The organism is Streptomyces sp. NRRL S-337, assembly GCF_000720175.1.
GTDB lineage: Bacteria > Actinomycetota > Actinomycetes > Streptomycetales > Streptomycetaceae > Streptomyces > Streptomyces siderophoricus.
Genome location: NZ_JOIX01000022.1, coordinates 25,009 through 47,551, shown reverse-complemented (window position 1 = coordinate 47,551; position 22,543 = coordinate 25,009). Strand labels below are relative to the sequence as shown.

The following is a 22,543-nucleotide window of genomic DNA, read 5'->3' as shown; positions in this document are numbered from 1 at the left end:
CGCAGCCCCGGATGGATAACGTCGGGCGATGACCGCCGTCACCGCCTACCGCCGGGTGATCGCCCTGAGCGGGCCGCTGCTGCCCCTCGTGTCCTTCCTCGGCCGGCTCCCGACCGCCATGTGCCGGCTCGGCAGCCTCCTGCTGGTGGCCGACACCAGCGGCTCACTGGCCACCGCGGGCCTCGTGGGCGGGGCCCTGGCGGCGGGTCGGACGGCCGGCGGACCGCTGCTCGGCAGGCTGGCCGACCGGCACGGCCAGCGTCCGGTGGTGCCGGCCGCCTGCGGTTCGGCGTTCGCGCTGCACCCGACGGCGGCCGCGGTCCGGCCCGCCGGACGGCAACCGGCCGCCGCCGCACCGGCCCGCGTGCGAACGCCCCGGGCGGTCCACGGATGCGCGTTTCGATGGCGTTGCAGGGTGTCCTCTTCGGCGCCTGCCAGGCCGGCATCACCGCCCTCACCGACCGTCTGCACCAGCCCGGCCAGGCCGGGCTGGTCTCGGCCGCTACGCGGGCCGCTGCAGCACCAGCATGCTCCGGTCGGTGAGCGTCAGCCGGTCGCCCGCCTTGACCTTCGCACCCCCGCCGTCCGCCACCGTCCGCGGCCGGTCGGTGTCCACCACGACCTGCCACTGCCGGCCGAGGTGCTCCGGAACCGTGAACTCCTTCTCCTGGTCGTGGGCGTTGAACATCAGCAGGAACGAGTCGTCGGTGACCGGCTCGCCGCGGGGCCCCGGCTCCGAGATCGAGCTGCCGTTGAGGAAGACCGTCAGGGACTTGGCGTGCGCCGACTGCCAGTCCCGCGGGCCCATCTCCCGGCCGCCCGCGGTGAACCAGGCGATGTCCGACAGCTCGTCGTGGGTGCCCTCGATCGGGTGACCCTGGAAGAACCGCCGGCGCCGGAACACCGGGTGGTCGCGCCGCAGCCACACCATCTGCCGGACGAACTCCAGCAGCTCCAGCTGTTCCTCGTCACCCCACTCCGCGGCCGCCGCCTCCGCCTCTTCCGGCTCCGCCGTCTCGTTCTGGTCTTCCTCGTCTTCCTCGTCCGCCCCGTCCGTCGCGTAGGTGTCCTCCTCCGGGCCCGCGGGCTCCGGCCAGTGCACCCACGACAGCTCGTTGTCCTGGCAGTACGCGTTGTTGTTGCCGCCCTGACTGCGGCCGAACTCGTCCCCGTGGCTGAGCATCGGAACGCCTTGCGACACCATCAGCGTGGCGAGGAAGTTCCGCATCTGCCGGGCCCGCAGCCGTCGCACCCCGGGGTCGTCGGACGGCCCCTCGGCGCCGCAGTTCCACGACCGGTTGTAGCGCTCACCGTCGCGGTTGTCCTCGCCGTTGGCCTCGTTGTGCTTGTCGTTGTACGAGACCAGATCGCGCAGGGTGAAGCCGTCATGGCAGGTCACGAAGTTGACCGAGGCCAGCGGGCGGCGCCCGTCCTCCTGATAGAGGTCCGACGAGCCCGTCAGCCGGGACCCGAACTCCGCGAGGGTACGGGGCTCACCCCGCCACATGTCCCGCACGGTGTCGCGGTACTTCCCGTTCCACTCGGTCCACAGCGGCGGGAAGTTCCCCACCTGATAGCCGCCCTCGCCGACGTCCCAGGGCTCGGCGATCAGCTTCACCTGGCTGACGACCGGGTCCTGGTGCACCAGGTCGAAGAACGACGACAGCCGGTCCACCTCGTGGAACTGGCGCGCCAGCGTCGCCGCCAGATCGAAGCGGAAGCCGTCCACCCGCATCTCCTGCACCCAGTAGCGCAGCGAGTCCATCACCAGCTGGAGCACGTGCGGACTGCGCATCAGCAGGGAATTCCCGGTGCCGGTGGTGTCCATGTAGTACTGCCGGTCGTCGCAGAGCCGGTAGTACGAGGCGTTGTCCAGCCCCCGGAACGACAGCGTCGGCCCCAGGTGGCTGCCCTCGGCCGTGTGGTTGTAGACCACGTCGAGGATCACCTCGATACCGGCCTGGTGCAGCGCCCGCACCGCCGTCTTGAACTCCAGCACCTGCTGCCCCCGGTCGCCCCAGGAGGCGTAGGCGTTGTGCGGCGCGAAGAAACCGATGGTGTTGTAGCCCCAGTAGTTCGTGAGCCCGGCGTCCACCAGCCGGTGGTCCTCGACGAACTGGTGCACCGGCATCAGCTCCAGAGCGGTCACCCCGAGCTTCGTCAGGTGCTCGATGATCGCCGGATGAGCCAGCGCGGCATAGGTGCCGCGCAGCTCCTGGGGAAGCTCCGGGTGGCACATCGTCAGGCCCTTCACATGGGCCTCGTAGAGCACGGTCTCGTGGTACGCGGTGCGCGGCGGACGGTCGTCGCCCCAGTCGAAGTACGGATTGACCACCACGGAGGCCATGGTGTGCGGCGCCGAGTCCAGGTCGTTGCGGACCTCGGGCCGCCCGAAGTGGTAGCCGTAGACCGCCTCGTCCCAGTCGATCACCCCGCTCATGGCCCGGGCGTACGGGTCGAGCAGCAGTTTCGCGGAGTTGCAGCGGTTCCCCCGCTGCGGTTCGTAGGGACCGTGCACCCGGAATCCGTAGCGCTGTCCCGGCATCACCCCCGGAAGATAGGCGTGCCGCACAAAGGCGTCACTCTCGCGCAGCTCGACGGCGGTCTCCGAGCCGTCGTCGTGCAGCAGACACAGTTCGATGCGGTTCGCGGCTTCGGAGAACACCGCGAAGTTGGTGCCCGCCCCGTCATAGGTGGCACCCAGCGGATACATCTGTCCCGGCCAGACCTGCATGCGTAGACTCTTCCACTTTCTCGTCGGGCGCTGCGGCGACTCCACGACACACGTCCGCGGACCGAGGGGAATTCCTTCCCCAACTTGTCGCAACTTGTCCCTCACAGAGGGATTTTCGCGAGATTCCCGCTGAATGGTGGCAACCTGTCGGGATGTCGGATCGTCCTAATGGTCGTCCTACTGGAGGACCCACGGGGGACCGCGACCGCATGTCACAGATGTGACAGCAGGGGGGAACCGTGCACCGACTGTTGCACCGCCACCTCGGGAAGGCCGTCGCCGGCGCCGCCCTGGCGCTGACCGGTACCGCCGTCATGGCCGCCGTCACCCTGCCGGCCGGCGCCGGCGCCACCGGCACGACGGACACCCGGCCGGCCGGGGCCGGCGCCTCGGCCCAGGGACGCGGTCCCGGGGCGCCGCCGCCGGGCGTCGTCGAGCCGGCCGGCACCCAGGGCGAACGCGGCCAGGGACGCGATCCGCTCACCGACGACGAGCTCCGGCGCGCCCGGGACCTGGCGCAGCCGCGCGCCCTGCGCAACGCCGCCAGGAACGTCACCGGCCGCCCGGGGCCCGAGCCGCTCCTCACCGATCTGGCCGAACGCCGTCCCTCGGAAGCCGGCCTGGCCGACCCGCCGCGCCGGGCCCTGGTCTCGTTCTACGACTACGCGACCGACGGCTACGTCACCACGACGGTCAATCTCACCACCTCCACGGTGGAGGCCACCGACACCCAGCACGGCGTCCAGCCGCCACCCAGCCCCGTTGAGGCGGTCGAGGCCGCCCGGCTGCTGATCGCCGACCCGCTCGGCGCCGGACTGCGACAGGACTACCGCCACGCCACCGGCCACGACCTCACCGGACCCGACCCGCTCGCGGTCACCGGCTTCGTCTACCGCGGCCGCGCCGAGGGCGACGCCCCGGGCGCCCTGGCCGCCTGCGGACCGCACCGCTGCGTCCGCCTCTTCACCAAGGTCAAGAACGGCCCGTGGATCGACACCCGCCGCCTCGTGATCGACCTCAGTGCCCGCACCGTCGCCCGCCTCGGCTGACCGCCACCGCCACTCCCTCCCCCTCCCCGGAGCCGCCACCATGCCCGGACGACACCACGCCGGTGCCCGCATCCGCCGGCGCACCACCGCGCTCGCCGCCGCCCCTCTACTGCTCGCCGCGACCGCCCTGCTGACCGCCCCGGCCGTCCAGGCCGCCCCCGAAGCCCGCGAAGCCCCCGGAGCCCCCGGCGCCCGCGCCGCCGCGACCGCCCCGCCCTGCTCCGCCGTGTTCCGTATCTCCCGGACGCTGGACGGCGGCACCACCTGGCGGATGTGCTGGCACTACGAGGGCAACGCCGGCCTGGTGCTGGACGACGTCTCGTACCAACCCAAGGGCGAACCCCGCCCGGTCAAGGTGCTCACCAGCGCCCGGCTCGGCCAGATCCACGTCCCCTACGACGACGGCAGGAACGAGTACGACGACCTCACCGGCCAGGGCTTCGCCCAGGGACTGCAGAAGCTCACCCCGGCCGAGTGCCCCGGCGGCACCATCAAGACCGTCAAGGTGCCCGGCGCCTACGACCCCGCCCATCCCGACGTCAGCGGCCTGTGCACCACCACCCGCGCCCGCGGCCACGCCTACCGCATGGGCCCCTACCCCGGCGAGCACGCCCCGACCTATCAGCTCCAGGGCCAGGACCTGCTGGTCTACACCGTCAACAAGGTCGGCTGGTACGAGTACCTCACCGAATGGCGGTTCGCCGGCGACGGCACCATGACGTTCCAGGTCGGCGCCACCGGCACCGTCTCACCCGGTGACTACGACGCCGGCGACGGCCGCGGCATGCCGCTCGGCAAGGGCGCCAAGGACTACGCCACCAGCCACAGCCACAACGTCTTCTGGCGCCTCGACTTCGGCCTGGACGGATCCTCCGCCAACAAGGTCGAGCAGTTCGATTCGGCCACCACCACCCGCCGCGGCGGCAACACGCCCACCATCCGCACCACCCGTACCCCCGTCACCCGGGAACTCGCCGGCGACGCCGGACCGCTGCGCTGGTGGCGGGTGGTCAGCCCCAACGGCCGCAACAAGGACGGCCATCCGCGCTCGTACGAGATCGTGCCGGGCCACACCAGCAAGTACACCGGCCGCGGTTACACCCGGCACGACGTCTATTTCACGGACTACAACACCTGCGAGCGGTTCGCCAGCAACAACCTGGCCAACTGCGGTCCGCACACCGGGCGGAGCGTGGACGCCTGGGTCAACGGACAGCCGCTGAAACACCCCATCGCGTGGGTCAACATCGGGTTCCACCACATCGCCAGGGACGAGGACCAGGAGCCGATGCCCGTCCACTGGCAGGGCTTCCAGCTGGTCCCACGCGACGTCACGGCTATGAATCCGCTCACTCCGCCCGCCCTCGCCGGTCACAACGGGCAGTATGGATAAGGGGAGTTGGTAGACGACTCGACCCATCCTGCTGCACCGCCTCCCGCACCGCAGTAGTCTGCCTTGATCGTTGGCACGGGGGTTCGGAAGGCGGTGGCAGGTGAGCGGCGGGCTGGAGTTGCCCCCTGGTGACGAGAGTCATGAGGGGCATGACGGCGGCTCCGTCGACGCACCGCCCGGCGCGGTGTCCCTGGCACGACCGCTGGAGATCGGGGCGGAACTGGACTGGGGCGCCGAGGCATGGAGCGAGGTGCGCACCCGTGCCCGCCGGGCCGGGCGTGCCTACATCTGGCTGAATCTCGTCGAGCAGCGGCTGCGGGCCGTGGTGGCGGCCGTGCTGCGGCCCATCTACGAGCCGGTGCACGGCGACGAATGGGTGATCGCCGCGGCCGGACCCGCCGGTCAGGAATGGGTGCAGCGGGCGGTCGCGGTCCGCGAGGTCAGCCGCCGCAAGGGCTACCTCCTCGACCCCGCGGACGACAACATCGTCAGCTTCCTGACGCTGCCGCAACTCCGCGAACTGATGGTCCAGCACTGGCCCTGCTTCGAGCCGTACTTCGACGACCGCCGGGAGGTCGAACTGGCCCTCGACGAGCTGGAGGTCGCCCGCAACATCGTCTCCCGCAACCGCGCGCTGTCCGAGACCGTCCTCGCCCAGGCCGAGCGCGCCTCCGCCCGGCTGCTGGACATACTCGGCTCCGGTGCCGGCACCCGTATTTCCGGGCGACTGCCCATCGACGCCGTCGAGGACCTCGTCGGGGACCGCTACGCCGACGTCATCGGCGTCCACCCCGACCGGGTCCGCCTCCAGCGCCAGCTGCCGGCCGAGGACCTCTTCGGCGGCGCCCGCCGGCTCGACGCCGTCGGCATCGGGCTCAACCTCCTCGTCCAGAACTACTCCGGCCGCCGCCTGGTCCGGCTCGCCGAATCCGGCTGCCGGGTCCGGCTGCTCTTCCTCAACCCGGCGAGCAGCGCGGTCCGCCGCCGGGAGCGGGAAATCGGCCTGAAGAAGGGCGAGATGAGCCGCTCCATCGAGATGAACATCCTGCACATGCGGCGGGTGCGCGCCCGGCTGCGCGACCCCGGCGCCTTCGAGATCCAGGTCTTCGACGAGACCCCGCGGTTCACCGCCTACCTCGTCGACGGCGACGGGGCGGACGGCGTGGCCGTCGTCCAGCCGTACCTCCGCAAGAGCCGCGGCATGGAATCCCCGGTCTTCGTCCTGCGCGGTGGCTCCCGGGACATCGTCCGCCAGGACGCCCGGGACGGACGCGACGGCGACCACGGGCTGTTCGAGACGTACCGGGAGGAGTTCGAGGGCATCTGGGCGGACTCGCGGCCGGTTTCCTGACGCACCTCGTACGGTTGTGCGCATGCAGTTCCGCGTACTGGCCCCGCTGGACGTGCGGTCCGCCGACGGCCGCCCCGCCCCCGTCCCGGAGAAGAAGGTACGGGCCCTGCTCGCCGCCCTCCTGGCGCACCACGGCCGCCCGGTCGCAGCCGGCCGGCTCATCGAGCACCTCTGGGGCCCGCGGCCGCCCGCCCACCCCACAGCGTCCCTGCAGAGCAAGGTCTCCCAGCTCCGCCGCGCCCTGGACACCGCCGAACCCGGCGCCCGCACACTCGTGGCCACCGCCCCGCCCGGCTACCGGCTGGACATCACCGCCGACGCCCTCGACGCCGGCCGCTTCACCGCGCTCACCACCCGCGCCCGCACCGCCCGCTCCGCGGCGGAACGGGCCGGACTGCTCGCCGAGGCGCTGGACCTCTGGCAGGGCCCGGCGTTCGCCGGCTTCGCGGACGACGACCTGATCCGCCCGGTGGCCGAGGGCCTGGAGGAGCAGCGGCTGACCGCCCTGGAGGAGCACGCCGCGGCCCGCCTGCACCTGGGCGAGCACACCGCACTGACCGGCGAGCTGGCCCCTCTAGTGGCCCGGCACCCGCTGCGGGAACGGCTGCGCGCGCTGCAGCTGACCGCCCTGTACCGGTCCGGCCGGCAGAGCGAGGCGCTGGCCGCGTACGACGAGATCCGCACCCGGCTTGCCGAGGAACTGGGCGTCGATCCCGGCACCGAACTGACCGCGGTCCACCAGGCGATCCTGCGCCAGGAACCCTGGCAGCCCCGGCCCGTGGCCACCACAGCGCCGGCGCACACCCCGGGCGCGCGGCCGCCCCGACACCACCGCCCCCGCACCAACCTCCCCACCCCGCTCACCGAACTCCTCGGCCGTGAGGACGCGGTACGCCAGGTCGGGCACGCCCTGGGGGCCCACCGCCTGGTGACGCTCACCGGCCCCGGCGGGGTGGGCAAGACCCGCCTCGCGCTGGAGACCGCCGGACGGCTGACCGACGACTTCCCCGACGGCAGCTGGCTGGTGGAGCTGGCCGCCTTCGGCCGCCCGGACGACCCGGACCGCGACCACCGCGCCAAGTGCACCGCCGCCGAGGTCGCCGAGGCGGTACTGGCCGTGCTCGGCGTCCAGGAGGGCGCGGCGGCCGGGCCGGTGGCCGAACGCCTGGTCGCGGCCGTCCGCGGCAAACGCCTGCTGCTGGTCCTGGACAACTGCGAGCACCTCGTCGACGCGGCCGCCGAGGTCACCGCCGAACTGCTGGCCGCCGCCCCGTCGTTGCGCATCCTGGTCACCGGCCGGGAACCGCTGGGCCTGGCGGGCGAACGGATCCACCCCGTACCGCCGCTGGCCCCGGACGGCGCGATCGCCCTGTTCGCGGCCCGTGCGGCCGCCGCCGACCCCGGCTTCGTCCTGGACGCCGACAGCGCCCCCACGGTCGCCGAGATCTGCCGCCGGCTGGACGGTATCCCGCTCGCCCTGGAGCTTGCTGCCACCCGCGTCCGTGCCCTGGGCGTACGGGAGTTGAGCGCCCGGCTCGACGACCGGTTCCGGCTGCCGGTGGCCGCCCGGCGCGGCGCCCCACGCCGCCAGCAGACCCTGCGCGCCGTGATCGACTGGAGCTGGGAGCTACTGCCCGGCCCCGAACGCACCGTGCTGCGCCGGCTGGCCGTGCACGCCGACGGCTGCACCCTTCAGGCGGCCGAAACGGTCTGCGCGGGCGACGGCCTCGCCCGCGAGGACGTGCTGGAGCTGCTGGCCCGGCTCGTGGACCGCTCGCTGGTGACGGTCGCCCGGACGCCGTACGGGACCCGCTACCGGCTCCTGGAGACCGTCGCCGCGTACTGTCTGGAACGGCTCCGGGAGGCCGGCGAGCTGTCCGCGCTACGCCGCCGGCACCAGCTCCACTACACCGAACTGGCCGAGCACGCCGCCCCGTTGCTGTACGGGGTCACCCAGCGGGAGTGGCTGGAACGGCTCGATCAGGAGACCGCGAACCTGCGCGCCGCCCTGGACGGCGCGGTCGTGGACGGCGCCGCGGACCGGGCGCTCCGGCTGGTGAACGCCCTGGCCTGGTACTGGTTCCTGCGCGGTCGGCTCGCGGAGGCGGGCCGCTCGCTGGACGCGGCGCTGACCGCGTCCGAAGGGGCGCACCCGGACGTCCCGGAGGGCCGGCGGCTGCGGGCGGCCGCCTGGCAGGTCGGCATGGCCTCACTGGCCGGCGGGGACGCCGACCCGGTGACCCGGGCGGCCGCCGTCCTGCGCCGCTACGAAGCCCACGACGACCCGGCCGAACGGGCCTGGGCCCAGTGGTTCCTCGGCTACGCCCAAGTGGGCCTCGGTGACCCCGGCGTGGCGGCGGACCGGATGGTGCGGGCGCTGACCGCGTTCCGGGCGCTCGGCGACCGCTGGGGCACCGCGGCGGCGCTGAGCAGCCGCGCCCAGGGCACCGGCCGCGAGGACCTGCCCGCCCGCCGCCGCGCCGCCGAGGAGAGCGCCGCGCTCTTCGCCGAACTGGGCGACCGCTGGGGCCAGTTGCAGGCCACCGACGCCCTGGCCGCGATCGCCGAGATCACCGGCGACTACGGCCGCGCGGCCCGGCTCCACCAGGAGGGACTGCGCAGCGCCGAGGAGCTGGGCCTGCGGATCCAGGTCTCGTACAAGCTCTCCGGGCTCGGCCGGATCGCGCTGCTGACCGGCGACCTGGCGGCCGCCCGGGACCACCACGAACGGGCGCTGCGGCTGGCCGCCGAACAGTCCCACCGGCGCGGCGAGATGTTCGCCGAGTGCGGGCTCGCCCTCGGTGCCAGGAGGGAGGGCCGGCTCGACGAGGCCGAGGCGCGTCTGCTGCCCTGGCTGGAGTGGTGCCGCGGCCGGGACGGCGACCCGGGAACCGCGTTCGTCCTGGCCGAACTGGGCTTCATCGCCGAACTCCGCGGGGACGCCGCCACCGCCCGTGAGCGCCACCTCGACGGCTTCGCCGCGGCCCGCGCCACCGGCGACCCGCGCGCGGTCGCGCTGGCCCTGGAGGGCCTGGCCGGCGCCCGGACGCTGACCGGCCACCTCGCCTCCGCGGCCCGACTGCTCGGCGCGGCGGACGCCCTGCGCACCGCCGCCGGCGCACCCCGGCCGGCCGCGGAACGCGCGGACGTGACCCGCAGCACGACGATCGCGCGCCGCGGGCTGGGCGCTGCGGCCTTCGACTCGGCGTACGCGCGCGGGGCGGAGCTGACCCCGGAGGAACTGGTGGCGGAGGACCGCTACGGAGTCCCGGTGATCCCGCCGTCCACCCGCAGCTCGATCCCGTTGACGTAATCGGCGCGCGGGCTCGCCAGATAGGCGACCGCGGCGGCGATGTCCTCCGGGCGCCCCAGCCGCCCGGTCGGGTTCGCGGCGTACGCGGCGACGACGTCCGCCTCGTCGACGGCACCCGCCGACTCCACGGCCGCCGTGGCGCCGTTCCCCTCATCCGTCGTGTCCGCCGCCCGTTCCTCGAACATCCGGTACATCGACGGGCTGACGATCACCCCGGGACTCACACAGTTCGCGGTGATCCCCGTCCCGGCGAGGTGCCGGGCCAGGCTCGTGGTCATGTTCACCACGGCGGCCTTGGCGGCGGAGTACGTCACCATGTTGGGCAGCGGCGTCCGCACGGCCCGGCTGCCGATGGTGATGACCCGGCCCCAGCCGTGCGCGCGCAAGGACGGCAGCAGCGTCTGGCTGACCCGCACCGTGGGCAGCACGTTCCCCTCGAAGGCGGCCCGCCAGTCGGACGCCCGGGAGCTCTCCCAGTCGTGCTCGGCGAACGGCCCGGCGTTGTTGACGAGGATCTGCACGCCGAAGTCCCGGGCGGTCAGGGCGATCTGCTCCGCCACGCCCGGTTCCGTCAGATCCCCGAGCACCACCTCCGTCCGCACGCCGCGCGCCGCGACCCGTTCGGCGACGGCCGCGGCGGCCCCCGCGTTGCGGCCGTGGACGAGGACCTCGCACCCCTCGTCCGCCAGTGTCTCGGCGATCGTCGCCCCGATCCCCGAACTGCTGCCCGTCACCAGCGCCGCGCGCCCTGCCAGTCGTAGGTCCATGCCGCCAGCCTAGGGGGACGCCGCCCCGATCGTGCCCGGCTCACGGTTCTCCCCGCGGGCCCGGTCCGCCGGGGCGCGACGGGCGGCCGGTCGATTGTCAGTGGTGCGTGGGAGAGTGGCGGAGCAACGGGGGAAGTACCACCGAAGGAGGCCGCATGAGCGAGCGTGGCGAGCTCGGCACGGCAAGGAGCGCGCCGGGCGCGTGCCGGGCCGGGCGAAGTGAGGTACCGGCATGAGCTGGCATCAGGAGCTGCTGGTCGGCTTCGACCTGGAGACCACGGGCACGGACGTCGAGCAGGACCGCATCGTCACCGCCGCCCTGATCCGGCTGGAGGGGGACGGCCGGGCGGTCGGGAAGCGGACCTGGCTGCTCGACCCGGGAGTGCCGATACCCGAGGAAGCGACCGCCATTCACGGCATTTCGACCGCATATGTCCGGGTGCACGGCCGCCCGCCCGCGACCGCGATAGAGGAGATCACCGAGGCGCTGGCCGAGTCCCTGCGCGCGGACATCCCCCTCGTGGTGATGAACGCCCGCTACGACCTCTCCCTCCTGGACCGCGAGTGCCGGCGCCACGGCATACGGACCCTGACCGAGCGGCTCGGGCGGGCACCCGCACCGGTCATCGACCCGCTGGTGCTCGACAAGCACGTGGACCGCTTCCGCAAGGGGCGCCGCGCGTTGCAGGCGCTCTGCGGTCACTACGGCGTCCGGCTGGAGGGGGCACACGAGGCGGGCGCCGATGCCGCCGCCGCGGCCGGGGTCGCCCGGCGCATCGGCGAGCGCTATCCGGCCGTCGCCCTGCCGTCACCGCGTGCGCTGCACGCCCTCCAGGAACAGGCGGCCGCCGAGCAGGCCGCCTCCTTCCAGGCGTACTTGCGCCGCACCGACCCGGAGGCGACGGTCGAGCCGGCCTGGCCGCTGATCCCGTATCAGGCGACGAGGGTCTGATCCGCCGGCCGCCGGGCCGGGGCAGCGGCAGCCGCGGGGGCCGGCCGGTCGCCGTGACGCCGGGCAGGCACAGGGCGCGGCCGGTCGCCGCGACGCCGGGTCAGAAGGGGTACCACCGCACCGTCGCGTCCTTCTCGCGCAAGGAGGCGATCCGGCGCCGGAATTCCTTCAGCGCCGCCGGGTTTCCGGGCGCATGCTGGGACACCCAGGCGCAGCTCGCGGTCTCCCGCGACCCGCGCAGCACGGCGCATCCCTCCCAGTCCCGTACGTCCCAGCCGTAGACGGACACGAAGGTGTCGTAGGCGTCCGCGGCCAGGCCGTAGCGGTCCCGGCTGAGCGCCATCACGACCAGGTCGTGCTCCCGCAGGTCGAAGGAGAAGGTCTCCAGGTCGACGAGCACCGGCCCGTCGGGCCCGACATGCACGTTGCGGGTCAGCGCGTCGCCGTGGATCGGCCCGCGCGGCAGATGCGGCTCCAGCGCCGTGGCGGCCGCCGCGAACGCGTCCCGGCGCCCGCGCAGATACTCCGCGTCCGGCGCCGATACGGCGTCACCCGCCAGCCGCAGCCAGCGCTCGACACCGCCGAGCAACTCGCGGCGGGGGAGCGCGAAGGGCGGCTCCGGCAGCGCGTGGACGAGCTTGAGCAGCGCGGCGAGGTCCTCGGGACCGGCCGGCCGGACGGCCTCCGGCAGCCGCTGCCAGTACGTCACGGGATGCCCGTCGACGAGCGTGGCCGCCGGCTCCGCGGCCCGCACGGCCGGCACGCCCTCGGCGGCCAGCCACTGCGCCACGGCCAGTTCCCGCTCGGCGCGCGCCAGGAGGTCGGCGCTGCGGCCCACCCGTACGACCGGACCGCGCTCGCCGAGGGCGAAGACGGCGTTCTCGCCGAGCGCGAGCAGCCGGGCGTCGGCCGCCGCCTCCGGTCGTCCGGCCGCGGCGAGTACGTCCCGGGCGCGCGCCTCCGTAAAGGCGGCCGGGCTCGGTTCGGTCATGGTGCTGCCTCCTGCGATGCGTACCGGCCCTCAGTGTCGCAGGTGCCCTTGGGCCCCCAGGGCGGGGAGAGCCTGCACGGAATCCGGCCGGGACCTTGACGGCGGCAGCCGGCCTCACGACGATGACGGCGGCCGGTGGGGAGCGGCCACCGGGGGACGGGACGGGGAGGGGGCCGAACGATGGCAGCAGCGCCGACCACGGTGGCGCGGCGGTCCACCACGGCGGGCCCCGGCCGCACCGGCCGGCCCCAGCGCGACCACGGCGTCTGGTTCCTCGTACTGCCCGCGCTGCTCCCGATCCTGGGTTTGAGCGTCGTACCGCTGCTGTACGGCATCGGGCTGTCGTTCACCGACGCCCAGTCCGGCCGGACCCAGGCCACCGGGTTCGTCGGACTGCTGAACTTCTCCGACCTCCTGCACGACTCCCTGTTCTGGGACTCCTTCCGGATCGGCCTGATCTGGGCGTTCGGCGTCACCGTTCCGCAGTTCCTGCTCGCCCTCGGCCTGGCCCTGCTGCTCCACCTCGACCTCCGGCTTCGCTGGCTGGCCCGGGCGCTGGCGATCATTCCGTGGGCGATGCCCGAGGTCGTCGTCGGCATCATGTGGCGGCTGGTCTACCACGCCGACGCCGGGGTGCTGAACGAGACCCTGCGCGGCCTCGGCCTGTCCGGGGCCGAGGGACGGGACTGGCTCAGCGGCCTGGCCACCGCGCTTCCCGCGGTCCTGGTCGTCGGGGTCTGGGCCGGCATGCCCCAGACCACCGTCACGCTGCTGGCCGGTCTGCAGAACGTGCCGCCCGAACTGCACGAGGCCGCGGCCCTCGACGGCGCGGGCGCCTGGCGTCGGTTCCGCACCGTCACCTGGCCCGCCCTCAAACCGGTCGCCCTCGCCGTCACCGCCCTCAACTTCATCTGGAACTTCAACTCCTTCGCCCTGGTCTTCGTGCTGACCGACGGCGGCCCCGGCGGCCGCACCCGACTGCCGATGCTCTTCGCGTACGAAGAGGCCTTCCGTTACGGGCAGTTCGGGTACGCCGCCGCGATGGGCCTGGCGATGGTCGCGGTGATCTCCGTCCTGCTGGCCCTCTATCTGGCCGGCCGGCTGAAGGGGGACGAGGACCGATGACCGCACGTGGCCGCACCGCCACCCGCACCGGCCAGTACGCCGCGCTCCTCGGCTACCTCGCCTTCCTGGCGTTCCCGTTCCTCTGGTTGATTTCCACCGCCTTCAAGCCGCCCCGCGAGCTGGCCGCCGCCCACCCCACCTGGGTCCCCGCGGCACCCACGCTGGAGAACTTCCGGCACGCCTTCGACCAGCAGCCGCTGCTGGCCGCCGCGGGCAACAGCCTGCTGGCCGCGGCGGTCTCCGCGCTGCTCGCCGTCGTGCTGGCGACCCCGATGGCGTACGTCCTCGCCCGTCACCGCACCCGCCTCGCCCGGGCGGCCACCGGCTGGATCGTCGTCAGCCAGGCGTTCCCCCTGGTGCTGGTGATCATCCCGCTGTTCCTGATCCTCAAGGGACTCCAGCTGGTCGACTCCCGGACCGGGCTGATCCTGGTCTACGTGGTCTGGGCGCTGCCGTTCGCGCTGTGGATGCTCACCGGTTACGTCCGGGCCGTCCCCCGCGAACTGGAGGAGGCGGCGGCCGTCGACGGCGCCGGCCGGCTCCGTACGCTGCTGTCCGTCACCGGGCCCCTGCTGGCCCCGGGCATCGTCGCCACCGCACTGTTCGCCTTCCTCACTGCCTGGAACGAGTTCTTCTTCGCCCTGGTCCTGCTCAAGTCGCCGGAAAAACAGACCCTTCCGGTGGTGCTGACCCACTTCCTCGGGGCGGAGGGCGTCGCCGACCTCGGGCCGCTGGCCGCCGCCGCACTGCTCGCCACCCTCCCCGGCCTGCTGCTCTTCGCCGCCATCCAGCGCCGGATCACCGGTGGCATGCTCGCCGGGGCGGTGAAGAGCTGATGCCCGCCGCCCGTACGCCGGCGGGGCCGGCCCGATGGAGCCGCCGGGGCCTGCTGACGGCCGCCGCCACACTGCCCGCCGCGGCCCTGCTCCCGGGCTGCTCCGCCGACCGCCCGCGGCGCGGCTCCGGAGGCCGGATCACCCTGCGCTTCCAGTCGCTGGCCTGGCAGCAGGACTCCGTCAAGGCCAACCAGCAGCTGGTCGCCGAGTGGAACAGCCGTCACCCCGCCGTCCAGGTGAGGTACGTCCAGGGCGCCTGGCCGACCGTCCACGACCAGCTGCTGACCTCCTTCGAAGGCGGCGAGGCACCGGACATCATCCATGACGCCTCCGACGACCTCGCGGACTTCGCCTACGGTGGCGACCTGGCCGACCTCACCTCCCTCCTGCCGGACCGCCTCAAGGCGGACATCCCCGGCCACAGCTGGGAGACCGCCACCTTCGACGGCCGTATCCACGGCGTCCCGTTCCTCCAGGAACCGCGGGTACTGGTGGCCAACCGCGCGAAACTGCGCGGCTCCGGCGTCCGCGTCCCCACCCCGGAGGACCCGTGGACCTGGGAGGAGTTCGCGGAGGTGGCCCAGCGGCTGACCCGTGGCACCGACCACGGGGTGGCCTGGCCGCTGAAGGAACCGGTCTCGGCCACCCTCAACCTCTCGCTGTCCACCGGCGGCCGGGTCTTCCACCGCCGCCCGGACGGCAGGGTCCAGGTCCGCTTCGACGCCGTCGACCAGGTGGTGCCGCGGATCATCCACGACCAGGTGAACGTAGACCGCACCGCCGCCCGTACGACGCTGGGCATGGGCGGGTCCGACACCCTCCCCGGCTTCTTCGCCGGGCGTTACGCGATGGTGCCGCTCGGCTTCTCGTACCGCCAGCAGATCGCCCAGCAGGCACCCAAGGGCTTCGACTGGACGGTGCTGCCGGCCCCCAGGGGAGCGACACGGGAGCAGGGCGTGAGTCCGCAGACCCTGTCGATCGCCGCGGACTGCCCGTACAAGGAGGAGGCGATGGCGTTCATCGACTTCTTCCTCCGGCCGCCGAACATGGTCCGACTTGCCCTGGGGGACTGGCTGTTGCCGACGGGGCAGGAGGCGCTACGGAACCCGGCGCTCCGGGTGCGGCGGTACGACTGGGCGACCGGCACCGCGCTCGCCGGAACCCTGCGCCCGGCCCCGGCCCAGTCCGTCCGCGGCTACCCGGAGTGGAAGGACAAGATCGCCACTCCGGGCCTGCAGGAGTACTACAGCGGCGCGATCGACCTCGACACCCTCCGCACACGGCTGATCAGGGACGGCAATCTGGTCCTGGCGCGGTACCAGCGCTGAGGAATGGCCCCGAAGTCGTCGTATGGGCAACGGAGTTGCCGAGGCGGGCGGCGTACAGCAATCGCGGCTTGTTTCCCTCCATTACACGAACGTAAACGGAGTTGAGTCGCCTTGCTTCAAGTCGGCCGCATGCTTTGAGCAGTTCTGGGCCCTTTTGCATTTTTTCAAGGTTGTTGCCTATCTCACACGACGGGGTCTCCCTTGAATTGGACCCATCAATCAGACAGGGTTTTGAGTCAGCCCGACGCAGATTTTCCTGCGTCCAGGGGCTGTTGGCGCAACGCTTTCCCCCCACACCACGAACGAGGAGAACCCTCGCAATGGCTCACAAGCGTTCCAGCAAGAAGCGGCTCGTCACGGCGATAGCCGCCGCAGTGGCCGCGACTGGTATCGCCACCGTTACCGCGGTGACCGCGGGCGCATCGCCCGCCCCCGCCGAAGGCAAGATCTACGGCGCCCAGGCCAAGGGTGCTGTCAACGGCAGCTACATCGTCATGCTGAAGAAGTCGGTCCGTACGGCCGAGAGCGGCGATCTCGCTTCCAAATACGGCGGCAAGGTGAAGCGCACCTTCTCCTCCGCCATCGACGGCTTCTCGGCCAACGGCCTGAGCGCCGAGGAGGCCAAGCGCCTCGCCGCCGACCCGGCCGTCGACAAGGTCGTCCAGAACAAGAAGTTCCACATCGACGCCACCCAGGACAACCCGCCGTCGTGGGGCCTGGACCGCATCGACCAGGCGGACACCCAGGGCGACAAGAAGTACAACTACCCCGACAGCGCCGGTGACGGCGTCACCGCGTACGTCATCGACACCGGCGTCCACATCAGCCACAAGGACTTCGGCGGCCGCGCGTCGTACGGCTTCAACGCCATCGACGGCAGCAACAAGGCCGAGGACGACAACGGCCACGGCACCCACGTCTCCGGCACCATCGCCGGTGAGGCGCACGGCGTCGCCAAGAAGGCCAAGATCGTGGCCGTCAAGGTCCTGGACGGCCAGGGCTCCGGCACCACCGAGCAGGTCGTCGCCGGCATCGACTGGGTCACCAAGAACCACAAGGGCCCGTCGGTCGCCAACATGTCCCTGGGTGGCGGCGTGGACGAGGCGCTCGACGCGGCCGTGAAGAAGGCCATCGACTCCGGTGTCACCTTCGGTGTCGCGGCGGGCAACGAGTCCAGCGACGCGGGCCAGAGCTCCCCGGCGCGCGTCAAGGAGGCCATCACGGTGGCCTCCAGCACCAACAAGGACGAGCAGTCCGACTTCTCCAACTTCGGCAGTGTGGTGGACATCTACGCTCCCGGTTCCGACATCACGTCGGACTGGAACGGCGGCGATGACGCCACCAAGACCATCTCGGGTACGTCGATGGCGACCCCGCACGTGGTCGGTGCCGCCGCGGTCTACCTGGCGGGCCACAAGGACGCCAAGCCCGCCGACGTCGAGAAGGCGCTGACCGACGGTGCCACCGCCGACAAGATCACCAACCCGGGTCAGGGAACGCCCAACAAGCTGCTGAAGGTCGTCGAGTAGGACCTCGACTCCCCGTTCTCCACGCCGGCCGTCGCGCTCGCCCCCACGGGGCGCGGCGGCCGGCGTCGTCGTGTTCGCCGTTCTTCCGGCGCGTGTGGTCTGCCGCACCCCGGGCGCGCGTAGACACTGTCTACTCATACCTGGTAGACAGTGTCTATGTCTACGTCTCCCCCTGCGCACTCCGCGAAAGAGGAACCCGCCCCGGACGAGGGCCTGCGCGCCCGTCTGGTCGAGGTCGGTGTCGAGCTGGTGGCCAGAGAGGGCGTACAAGCGCTGTCACTGCGGGAAATCGCCCGCCGGGCAGGGGTTTCGCACGGCGCCCCGCGCCGCTACTTCCCGACGCACCTCGACCTGCTCTCCGCGATCGCCCGCCGGGGCTTCGCCGACCTGGCCGCCCGGACCGCCGAGGTGCTCGACGGCAACGACGCGTCCCCCCGCGCCCGGCTCACCTCGCTCGCGCGGACCTACCTCGACTTCGCCCTGTCCGAGCGCGGCATGTACGAGCTGATGTTCCGTCACGACCTGCTGGAGAGCAACCGGCTCGGCCTGCGGGACACCAGCCTCCCGCTCTTCCAGGTACTCGTGGACCTGATCGCCCGGATACGGCCGTCCGCGGACACCCCGCCCTCGGTGGTCGCGGGCGCCCTGTGGGGAAACCTGCACGGCGTCGCCCAGTTGTGGGGATGGGGCAGCCTCCCGCTCGCCACCGGCTCCGACGACATCGAACCGCTGCTGCGCGCCACCCTCGACGCGCACCTCGGACCGGAGGTCCGATGACCGCCCCTCCGCGCTCCTCAAGGGGCCGCGGTGACGCTGACGCCGGAAGTCGTCCGCCCGCCGCCTCACCTCGCCACCGCCCACCTCGCGCCTCCTCCCTCTCCGGTCGTCACCGCCGTCTCGTCCTCACCGGGAGCATCACCGGAGCGGTGATCGTCGCCCTGGACGGCACCGTATTGACCATCGCCCAGCCGGCCCTCCAACGGGACCTGCACGCCTCGTTCGTACAGGTCCAGTGGACCAGCACCGGCTACCTCATCGCCGTGGCCGGCCTGCTCGTCCTCGCCGGCCGGCTCGGCGACCGCTACGGTCACCAGCGCATCTTCGCCCTCGGCATGCTGGGCTTCGGCACCGCGTCCGCGGGGATCGGACTGGCGCCCGGCATCGGCTGGGTGATCGCCCTGCGCATCGCGCAAGGCGTCTTCGGCGCGCTGCTGCAACCGGCCACCCTGGGCATGCTGCGCGCCACGTATCCACCGGACCGGCTCGCCATGCCCCTGGCCCTCCGTACCAGCGCCATCGGCCTCGCGGCCGCCGCCGGCCCGGTCCTCGGCGGGGCGCTCTCCGCCCAGTTCGGCTGGCGCGCCGTCTTCTTCCTCAACGTGCCACCCGCGCTGGTCGTCGGCGCACTGGCCCTCGCCGCCCGCGTGCCGACGCGACCGCACCCCCACGACACCCCCGGCACCACGACCCCGCCACCACCCGCATCGCCCCCGCCGGCCCGCTCCCCCCTCGACCTCGCCGGAGCCGCCCTCCTCGCCCTCGCCCTCCTGTGCCTGGTCCACACCCTCGTGGTGCTCCCGGAGTCCGGCTGGACCGTGGCCACCGTGTTCACCACCGGGGCGGGAACGGCCGCCTGCGGCGCCTTCGTCCGCCACGAACGCCGCACCGCGAGTCCTCTCGTCCCGCCCGTGGTCCTCACCTCACGCGCGGTGGCCTTGGCCCTCTCCGTCCTGCTGTGCGCTTCCGCCGCCCTGTTCGGCGCGCTCTTCGTCGGCTCGTACTTCCTGCAGAACATCCTCGGACTCGACCCGCTCCAGTGCGGTCTGCGCGTACTGCCCCTGGCCGTCATGATGGTGCTGAGCGCGCCCGCCTCGGCCGTACTCCAGCGCCACTACGGCCCCCGCCGCACCACCCTCACGGCCATGATCCTCCTCTCCGCCGGCATCCTGCTGCTCTCCCAACTCACCTCTTCTTCCGGTGTGTTGACGATCGGCGGCGGTTTCGCCCTGCTCGGCGCGGGATTCGGCACGGTGATGGTCACCGCGACGGCGGTCATCGTGCGCCATGTCCCCGTGGCTCACGCGGGAGTGGCCGGCGGACTCCAGCAGACCGCGATGAACATCGGCCCGACGCTGGGGGTCGCCCTCGCGACCATGCTGACCACCCTCACCGCCGCGATGAGCACCACGCTCCTCACCCTGGCCGCCGTCGCCGCCACCGGCGCCCTGGCGTCCTGCGGACTACCCCTCCGCAACGGGACGAAGGAAGCCGAGCAGGAAGCGGCATCCCCAACCCGCCCGAGCTGAAAGCAAGTTATCCACAGGAGGAACCCTCCGGAACAAAAACTCACTCCCTCCGACTACCGTCGGTGACATGCACGGAGGACTGCCGTTCATCGGCATCAGCACCATCGTTTACGGCGTCATCGGTCTGACCGGCGTCGTCATCACTGCGATCCGCACCAAGGGGGGAGCCCGTCATGCGCACCATCACCGCCATCGTTCCTGCTCATAACGAGGAGGAGGGCCTGCCGGCCACACTGGAGTCACTCGCCCGGCAAACGGTCCCGCCCGACCGCGTCCTGGTCGTGGACGACGCCTCCACGGACCGCACGGGCGAGGTAGCGGCATCACACGGCGTCACGGTCTTACGCCCGCCCCGCAACCTCGGCAGCAAGGCCAAAGCCCAGAACTACGCCCTACCGCACTGCACCACCGACCTCGTCCTGGCCGTCGACGCGGACACCGTCCTCGCCCCCGACTACCTCGAATCCGTCCTGCCCGCCTTCGACGACCCCACCGTCTCGGTCGCGGCCGGTACGGTCCGCACCCGCCACACCCGCACACTCTGGGAACGCGGACGGTCCACGGAATACCTCTTCGGCTTCCACTGGCACCGCCCCATCCAGGCCCGCGCCAACAGCCCCATGGTCTGCTCGGGTTGCTGCTCGGTCTTCCGCCGCGACGACCTGATGTCCTTCGGCGGCTTCCCCGAACGCACCATCGTCGAGGACATGGATTACACCTGGTCCCAGCAGATCGCCGGCAGACGCGCGGTCTATGTCTCCGACGCCGTCGCCCTCGCCGCAGACCCGGAGGACCTCACCTACCTCCGTAAACAGGTGTGGCGCTGGATGGCGGGCTTCTGTCAGAACGTCCGTCTCCACCTGGGGAGTCTGATCCGCCACAAACCCCTGCTGGCCCTCTGGGTGCTCCTCGCGCTCCTGGAGATCGTCACCGCACCCCTCTGGTGGGCGACCCCCTTCGTAGCCGCCGCGACCACCGGCCGGCCGCTCGCCGTCACCTTCGCCTGGTGGGTCGGAGCCGAGCTGCTCCTGACCGCGCCACCCCTGATCTACGCCGCCCACCGCCGCAAACTCCCGCTCACGGGCGTCCTGTTGAACCTCCCCTGCGTCTACGCCACCAAGACCGTCAACCTCGTCTACGCCTGGAAGGCGCTCCTCGTCGAGCTCGTCCTGGTCCCCCTCCACCTGGCCCGCAGCCTCACGGTGTACGAAAAGGGCCGAGCCGACACCCCGACGGGGCGGACGGTGCGAACATCCCCCGCCGGGGCGGCGTAGAGGAGGAAGGCGCCAGGCGCCAGGCACCTGCACCGAACGGAGGCGCCGGGCGCCTGCACCGGACGGAGGCGCCGGGCGCCTGCACCGGACGGAGGCGCCGGGCACCTGCACCGGACGGAGGCGCCTCGGCCCGCTTCACGCTCGTTGCCTTCTACGCTCCCGCCGGCGGCGGCGCCGTGGTGCGGCGGGGGACGAGTTCGGTGGGGAGGACGATGTGGCGTTGGGCGTCGCCGTCGGTGTCGTCGATGACCGAGCGGGTGAGGCGGACGGCGGTGCGGCCGAGTTCGGCGGCGGATTGGGCGAGGGTGGTCAGGCCCATGAGGGCGGACATGACGTGGTCGTCGAAGCCCATGACGGAAACCCGGCCGGGGACGGGGATGTTGGCCTCGCGGAGGGCCGCCAGGAGGCGGAAGGCCAGGTCGTCGGTTTCGGCGAAGAGTGCGGTCGGCGGGGCCTGCAGGCTCAGCAGCCGGCCCACCGCGGCGGCCATACCGCTGCCCTTCCAGTCGGCCACGCTCATGACGAGGTCGTCGTCGTGCTCGATGCCCGCCTCGGTGAGGGCGCGCAGATGGCCGGCGAGCCGGTTCTTGCTGCTCCAGGCGAAGCCCGTCTCGTCGGCGGTCTGGAGGAAGGCGATCCGCCGGTGCCCGAGGTTGAGCAGATGGCGGGTGCCGCGCAGGGCGGCCTCCTCGTCGTCCACGTAGACGCTGGGCCGACCGGGGGCGTGCTGGCTGACGAAGACCAGCGGCATGCCCAGGTCGTCGAGGCGGGCGCGTTCGGCGGGGGAGAGTGCGAAGCTCACCACGAGGAGGGCGTCGGCGTTGCGGCGGGCGGGCAACCGGTCGAAGAAATCGGCGCGTTCCTGGACGTCGGTCACGCTGTAGACCAGCAGGTCGAGACCGGCATCGCGCAGGGCGGGGGCCATGCCGGACAGCGTGGCGCTCAGGAACCACGACTCCAGGTGGGGCATCAGGACGGCCACCCGGCCGGTGCGGCCGGTGACGAGGCTGGAGGCGCTGCGGGTGATGGCGAAGGAGAGCTCGCGGGCGGCCGCCTCCACCCGGGCCCGGGTGGTCTCCGACACGGTCGGCAGGCCGCGCAGGGTGCGCGAGACGGTCGACACCGAAACCCCCGCCCGATGGGCCACATCGGCCATCGTGGCCTCGCTGCGAGCTGAGGACATGGCGGGACGCTAGCACAGACGGGCGATGACAGCGTTGGCAGGGAGATCACTTGAGGCATCTCCGGTCCACCGCCCATTGACCTGACCACGAGCCCACTTCTAGCCTGCAAGCGCTGTCATGAAGCAGGTGGGCAGCCACGACGTGAGGAGCACTTATGGCCTTGCGCCGCAGAACCCTGCTCGCCGACGGCCTCGCCGCGGGAGCTGGGCTCAGCAGCGGCTGTCGCCGGCGACGCCCGGGTACAAGACGCTCTTCCCGAACCTCGCCATCGGCCGCGGCGCCGCGGTGGCGACCCACACCGCCGTCATCGTGATCGGCTGCTGTCGGCTTTTCCTGCCCGTCCTCACCACGCAGACCGACGAAGGGGGCGGGCATGAACCGCCGGACACCGGCGTCGGGCCTTCGCCGCCA

General features: G+C 72.4%; 17 protein-coding genes and 1 pseudogene. 14 read left to right on the top strand and 4 right to left on the bottom strand.

Translation table 11 applies throughout. From position 1 onward, the window contains the following. Positions 1-28 precede the first annotated feature (28 nt). A pseudogene (locus IG62_RS48760) lies at positions 29-504 on the top strand (MFS transporter); the annotation flags it as partial. On the opposite strand, the gene glgX reads toward IG62_RS48760, so the two are convergent. Next, a complete protein-coding gene (gene glgX, locus IG62_RS0118225; RefSeq protein ID WP_030803625.1) occupies positions 503-2,734 on the bottom strand; it encodes a glycogen debranching protein GlgX in 2,232 nt (743 codons plus the stop codon). The pseudogene IG62_RS48760 and the gene glgX sit on opposite strands and share 2 nt — an antisense overlap. A 239-nt stretch (positions 2,735-2,973) precedes the next feature. Between glgX and IG62_RS0118220 the strand changes: the two genes are divergently transcribed. From IG62_RS0118220 to IG62_RS0118205, 4 genes are all read left to right on the top strand, one after another. Further along, positions 2,974-3,783, top strand: a complete 810-nt coding sequence (locus tag IG62_RS0118220) for a hypothetical protein (RefSeq protein ID WP_030803622.1) — start codon at positions 2,974-2,976, stop codon at positions 3,781-3,783. A 40-nt stretch (positions 3,784-3,823) separates the two neighbouring features. After that, positions 3,824-5,176, top strand: coding sequence for a copper amine oxidase (locus IG62_RS0118215; RefSeq protein ID WP_030803619.1), 1,353 nt, complete (start codon positions 3,824-3,826; stop codon positions 5,174-5,176). A gap of 100 nt (positions 5,177-5,276) precedes the next feature. Further along, positions 5,277-6,527: an SAV2148 family HEPN domain-containing protein gene (locus tag IG62_RS0118210; RefSeq protein ID WP_030803616.1), complete on the top strand. Its 1,251-nt coding sequence runs from the start codon at positions 5,277-5,279 to the stop codon at positions 6,525-6,527. 22 nt (positions 6,528-6,549) lie between these two features. Then, entirely contained in the window at positions 6,550-9,840 is a 3,291-nt protein-coding gene (locus tag IG62_RS0118205; protein ID WP_051798215.1) for a BTAD domain-containing putative transcriptional regulator, read from the top strand. Here the strand turns inward: IG62_RS0118205 and IG62_RS0118200 are convergent. Continuing rightward, positions 9,786-10,607: an SDR family NAD(P)-dependent oxidoreductase gene (locus IG62_RS0118200; RefSeq protein ID WP_030803610.1), complete on the bottom strand. Its 822-nt coding sequence runs from the start codon at positions 10,605-10,607 to the stop codon at positions 9,786-9,788. The two genes, IG62_RS0118205 and IG62_RS0118200, sit on opposite strands and share 55 nt — an antisense overlap. Positions 10,608-10,839: 232 nt before the next feature. On the opposite strand from IG62_RS0118200, the gene IG62_RS0118195 reads away from it, so the two are divergent. Then, positions 10,840-11,559, top strand: a complete 720-nt coding sequence (locus tag IG62_RS0118195) for an exonuclease domain-containing protein (protein ID WP_030803608.1) — start codon at positions 10,840-10,842, stop codon at positions 11,557-11,559. 100 nt (positions 11,560-11,659) lie between these two features. On the opposite strand, the gene IG62_RS0118190 is transcribed toward IG62_RS0118195, so the two are convergent. Further along, positions 11,660-12,550, bottom strand: coding sequence for an aminoglycoside phosphotransferase family protein (locus IG62_RS0118190; protein ID WP_030803605.1), 891 nt, complete (start codon positions 12,548-12,550; stop codon positions 11,660-11,662). Positions 12,551-12,730: 180 nt separating this feature from the next. On the opposite strand from IG62_RS0118190, the gene IG62_RS0118185 reads away from it, so the two are divergent. The 8 genes from IG62_RS0118185 (at position 12,731) to IG62_RS0118155 (ending at position 20,948) form a co-directional block, all read left to right on the top strand. Beyond that, complete coding sequence (locus IG62_RS0118185; RefSeq protein WP_030803602.1) at positions 12,731-13,675, top strand: carbohydrate ABC transporter permease; 945 nt, start codon at positions 12,731-12,733, stop codon at positions 13,673-13,675. Further along, complete coding sequence (locus IG62_RS0118180) at positions 13,672-14,511, top strand: carbohydrate ABC transporter permease (RefSeq protein WP_030803599.1); 840 nt, start codon at positions 13,672-13,674, stop codon at positions 14,509-14,511. Before IG62_RS0118185 ends, IG62_RS0118180 begins: the two co-directional genes overlap by 4 nt. Further along, complete coding sequence (locus IG62_RS0118175; protein WP_063755371.1) at positions 14,511-15,839, top strand: ABC transporter substrate-binding protein; 1,329 nt, start codon at positions 14,511-14,513, stop codon at positions 15,837-15,839. The genes IG62_RS0118180 and IG62_RS0118175 overlap by 1 nt, the downstream gene beginning before the upstream one ends. A 320-nt stretch (positions 15,840-16,159) precedes the next feature. Next, positions 16,160-17,368 carry a S8 family peptidase gene (locus IG62_RS0118170; RefSeq protein WP_030803593.1) on the top strand — a complete coding sequence of 403 codons (1,209 nt, stop codon included), beginning with the start codon at positions 16,160-16,162 and terminating at the stop codon, positions 17,366-17,368. A 156-nt stretch (positions 17,369-17,524) separates the two neighbouring features. Beyond that, positions 17,525-18,145, top strand: coding sequence for a TetR/AcrR family transcriptional regulator (locus IG62_RS0118165; protein ID WP_051798213.1), 621 nt, complete (start codon positions 17,525-17,527; stop codon positions 18,143-18,145). Positions 18,146-18,294: 149 nt separating this feature from the next. Continuing rightward, on the top strand, positions 18,295-19,674 hold the full coding sequence (locus IG62_RS0118160) for an MFS transporter (protein WP_234326598.1): 1,380 nt from the start codon (positions 18,295-18,297) through the stop codon (positions 19,672-19,674). A 67-nt stretch (positions 19,675-19,741) separates the two neighbouring features. After that, complete coding sequence (locus tag IG62_RS47255) at positions 19,742-19,882, top strand: hypothetical protein (RefSeq protein ID WP_158744977.1); 141 nt, start codon at positions 19,742-19,744, stop codon at positions 19,880-19,882. After that, positions 19,848-20,948, top strand: a complete 1,101-nt coding sequence (locus IG62_RS0118155) for a glycosyltransferase family 2 protein (RefSeq protein ID WP_030803584.1) — start codon at positions 19,848-19,850, stop codon at positions 20,946-20,948. Before IG62_RS47255 ends, IG62_RS0118155 begins: the two co-directional genes overlap by 35 nt. A 151-nt stretch (positions 20,949-21,099) precedes the next feature. On the opposite strand, the gene IG62_RS0118150 is transcribed toward IG62_RS0118155, so the two are convergent. After that, positions 21,100-22,131 (bottom strand): LacI family DNA-binding transcriptional regulator, encoded by a 1,032-nt coding sequence (locus IG62_RS0118150; RefSeq protein ID WP_324604636.1) that lies wholly within the window; start codon positions 22,129-22,131, stop codon positions 21,100-21,102. Between the last annotated feature and the right edge of the window lie 412 nt (positions 22,132-22,543).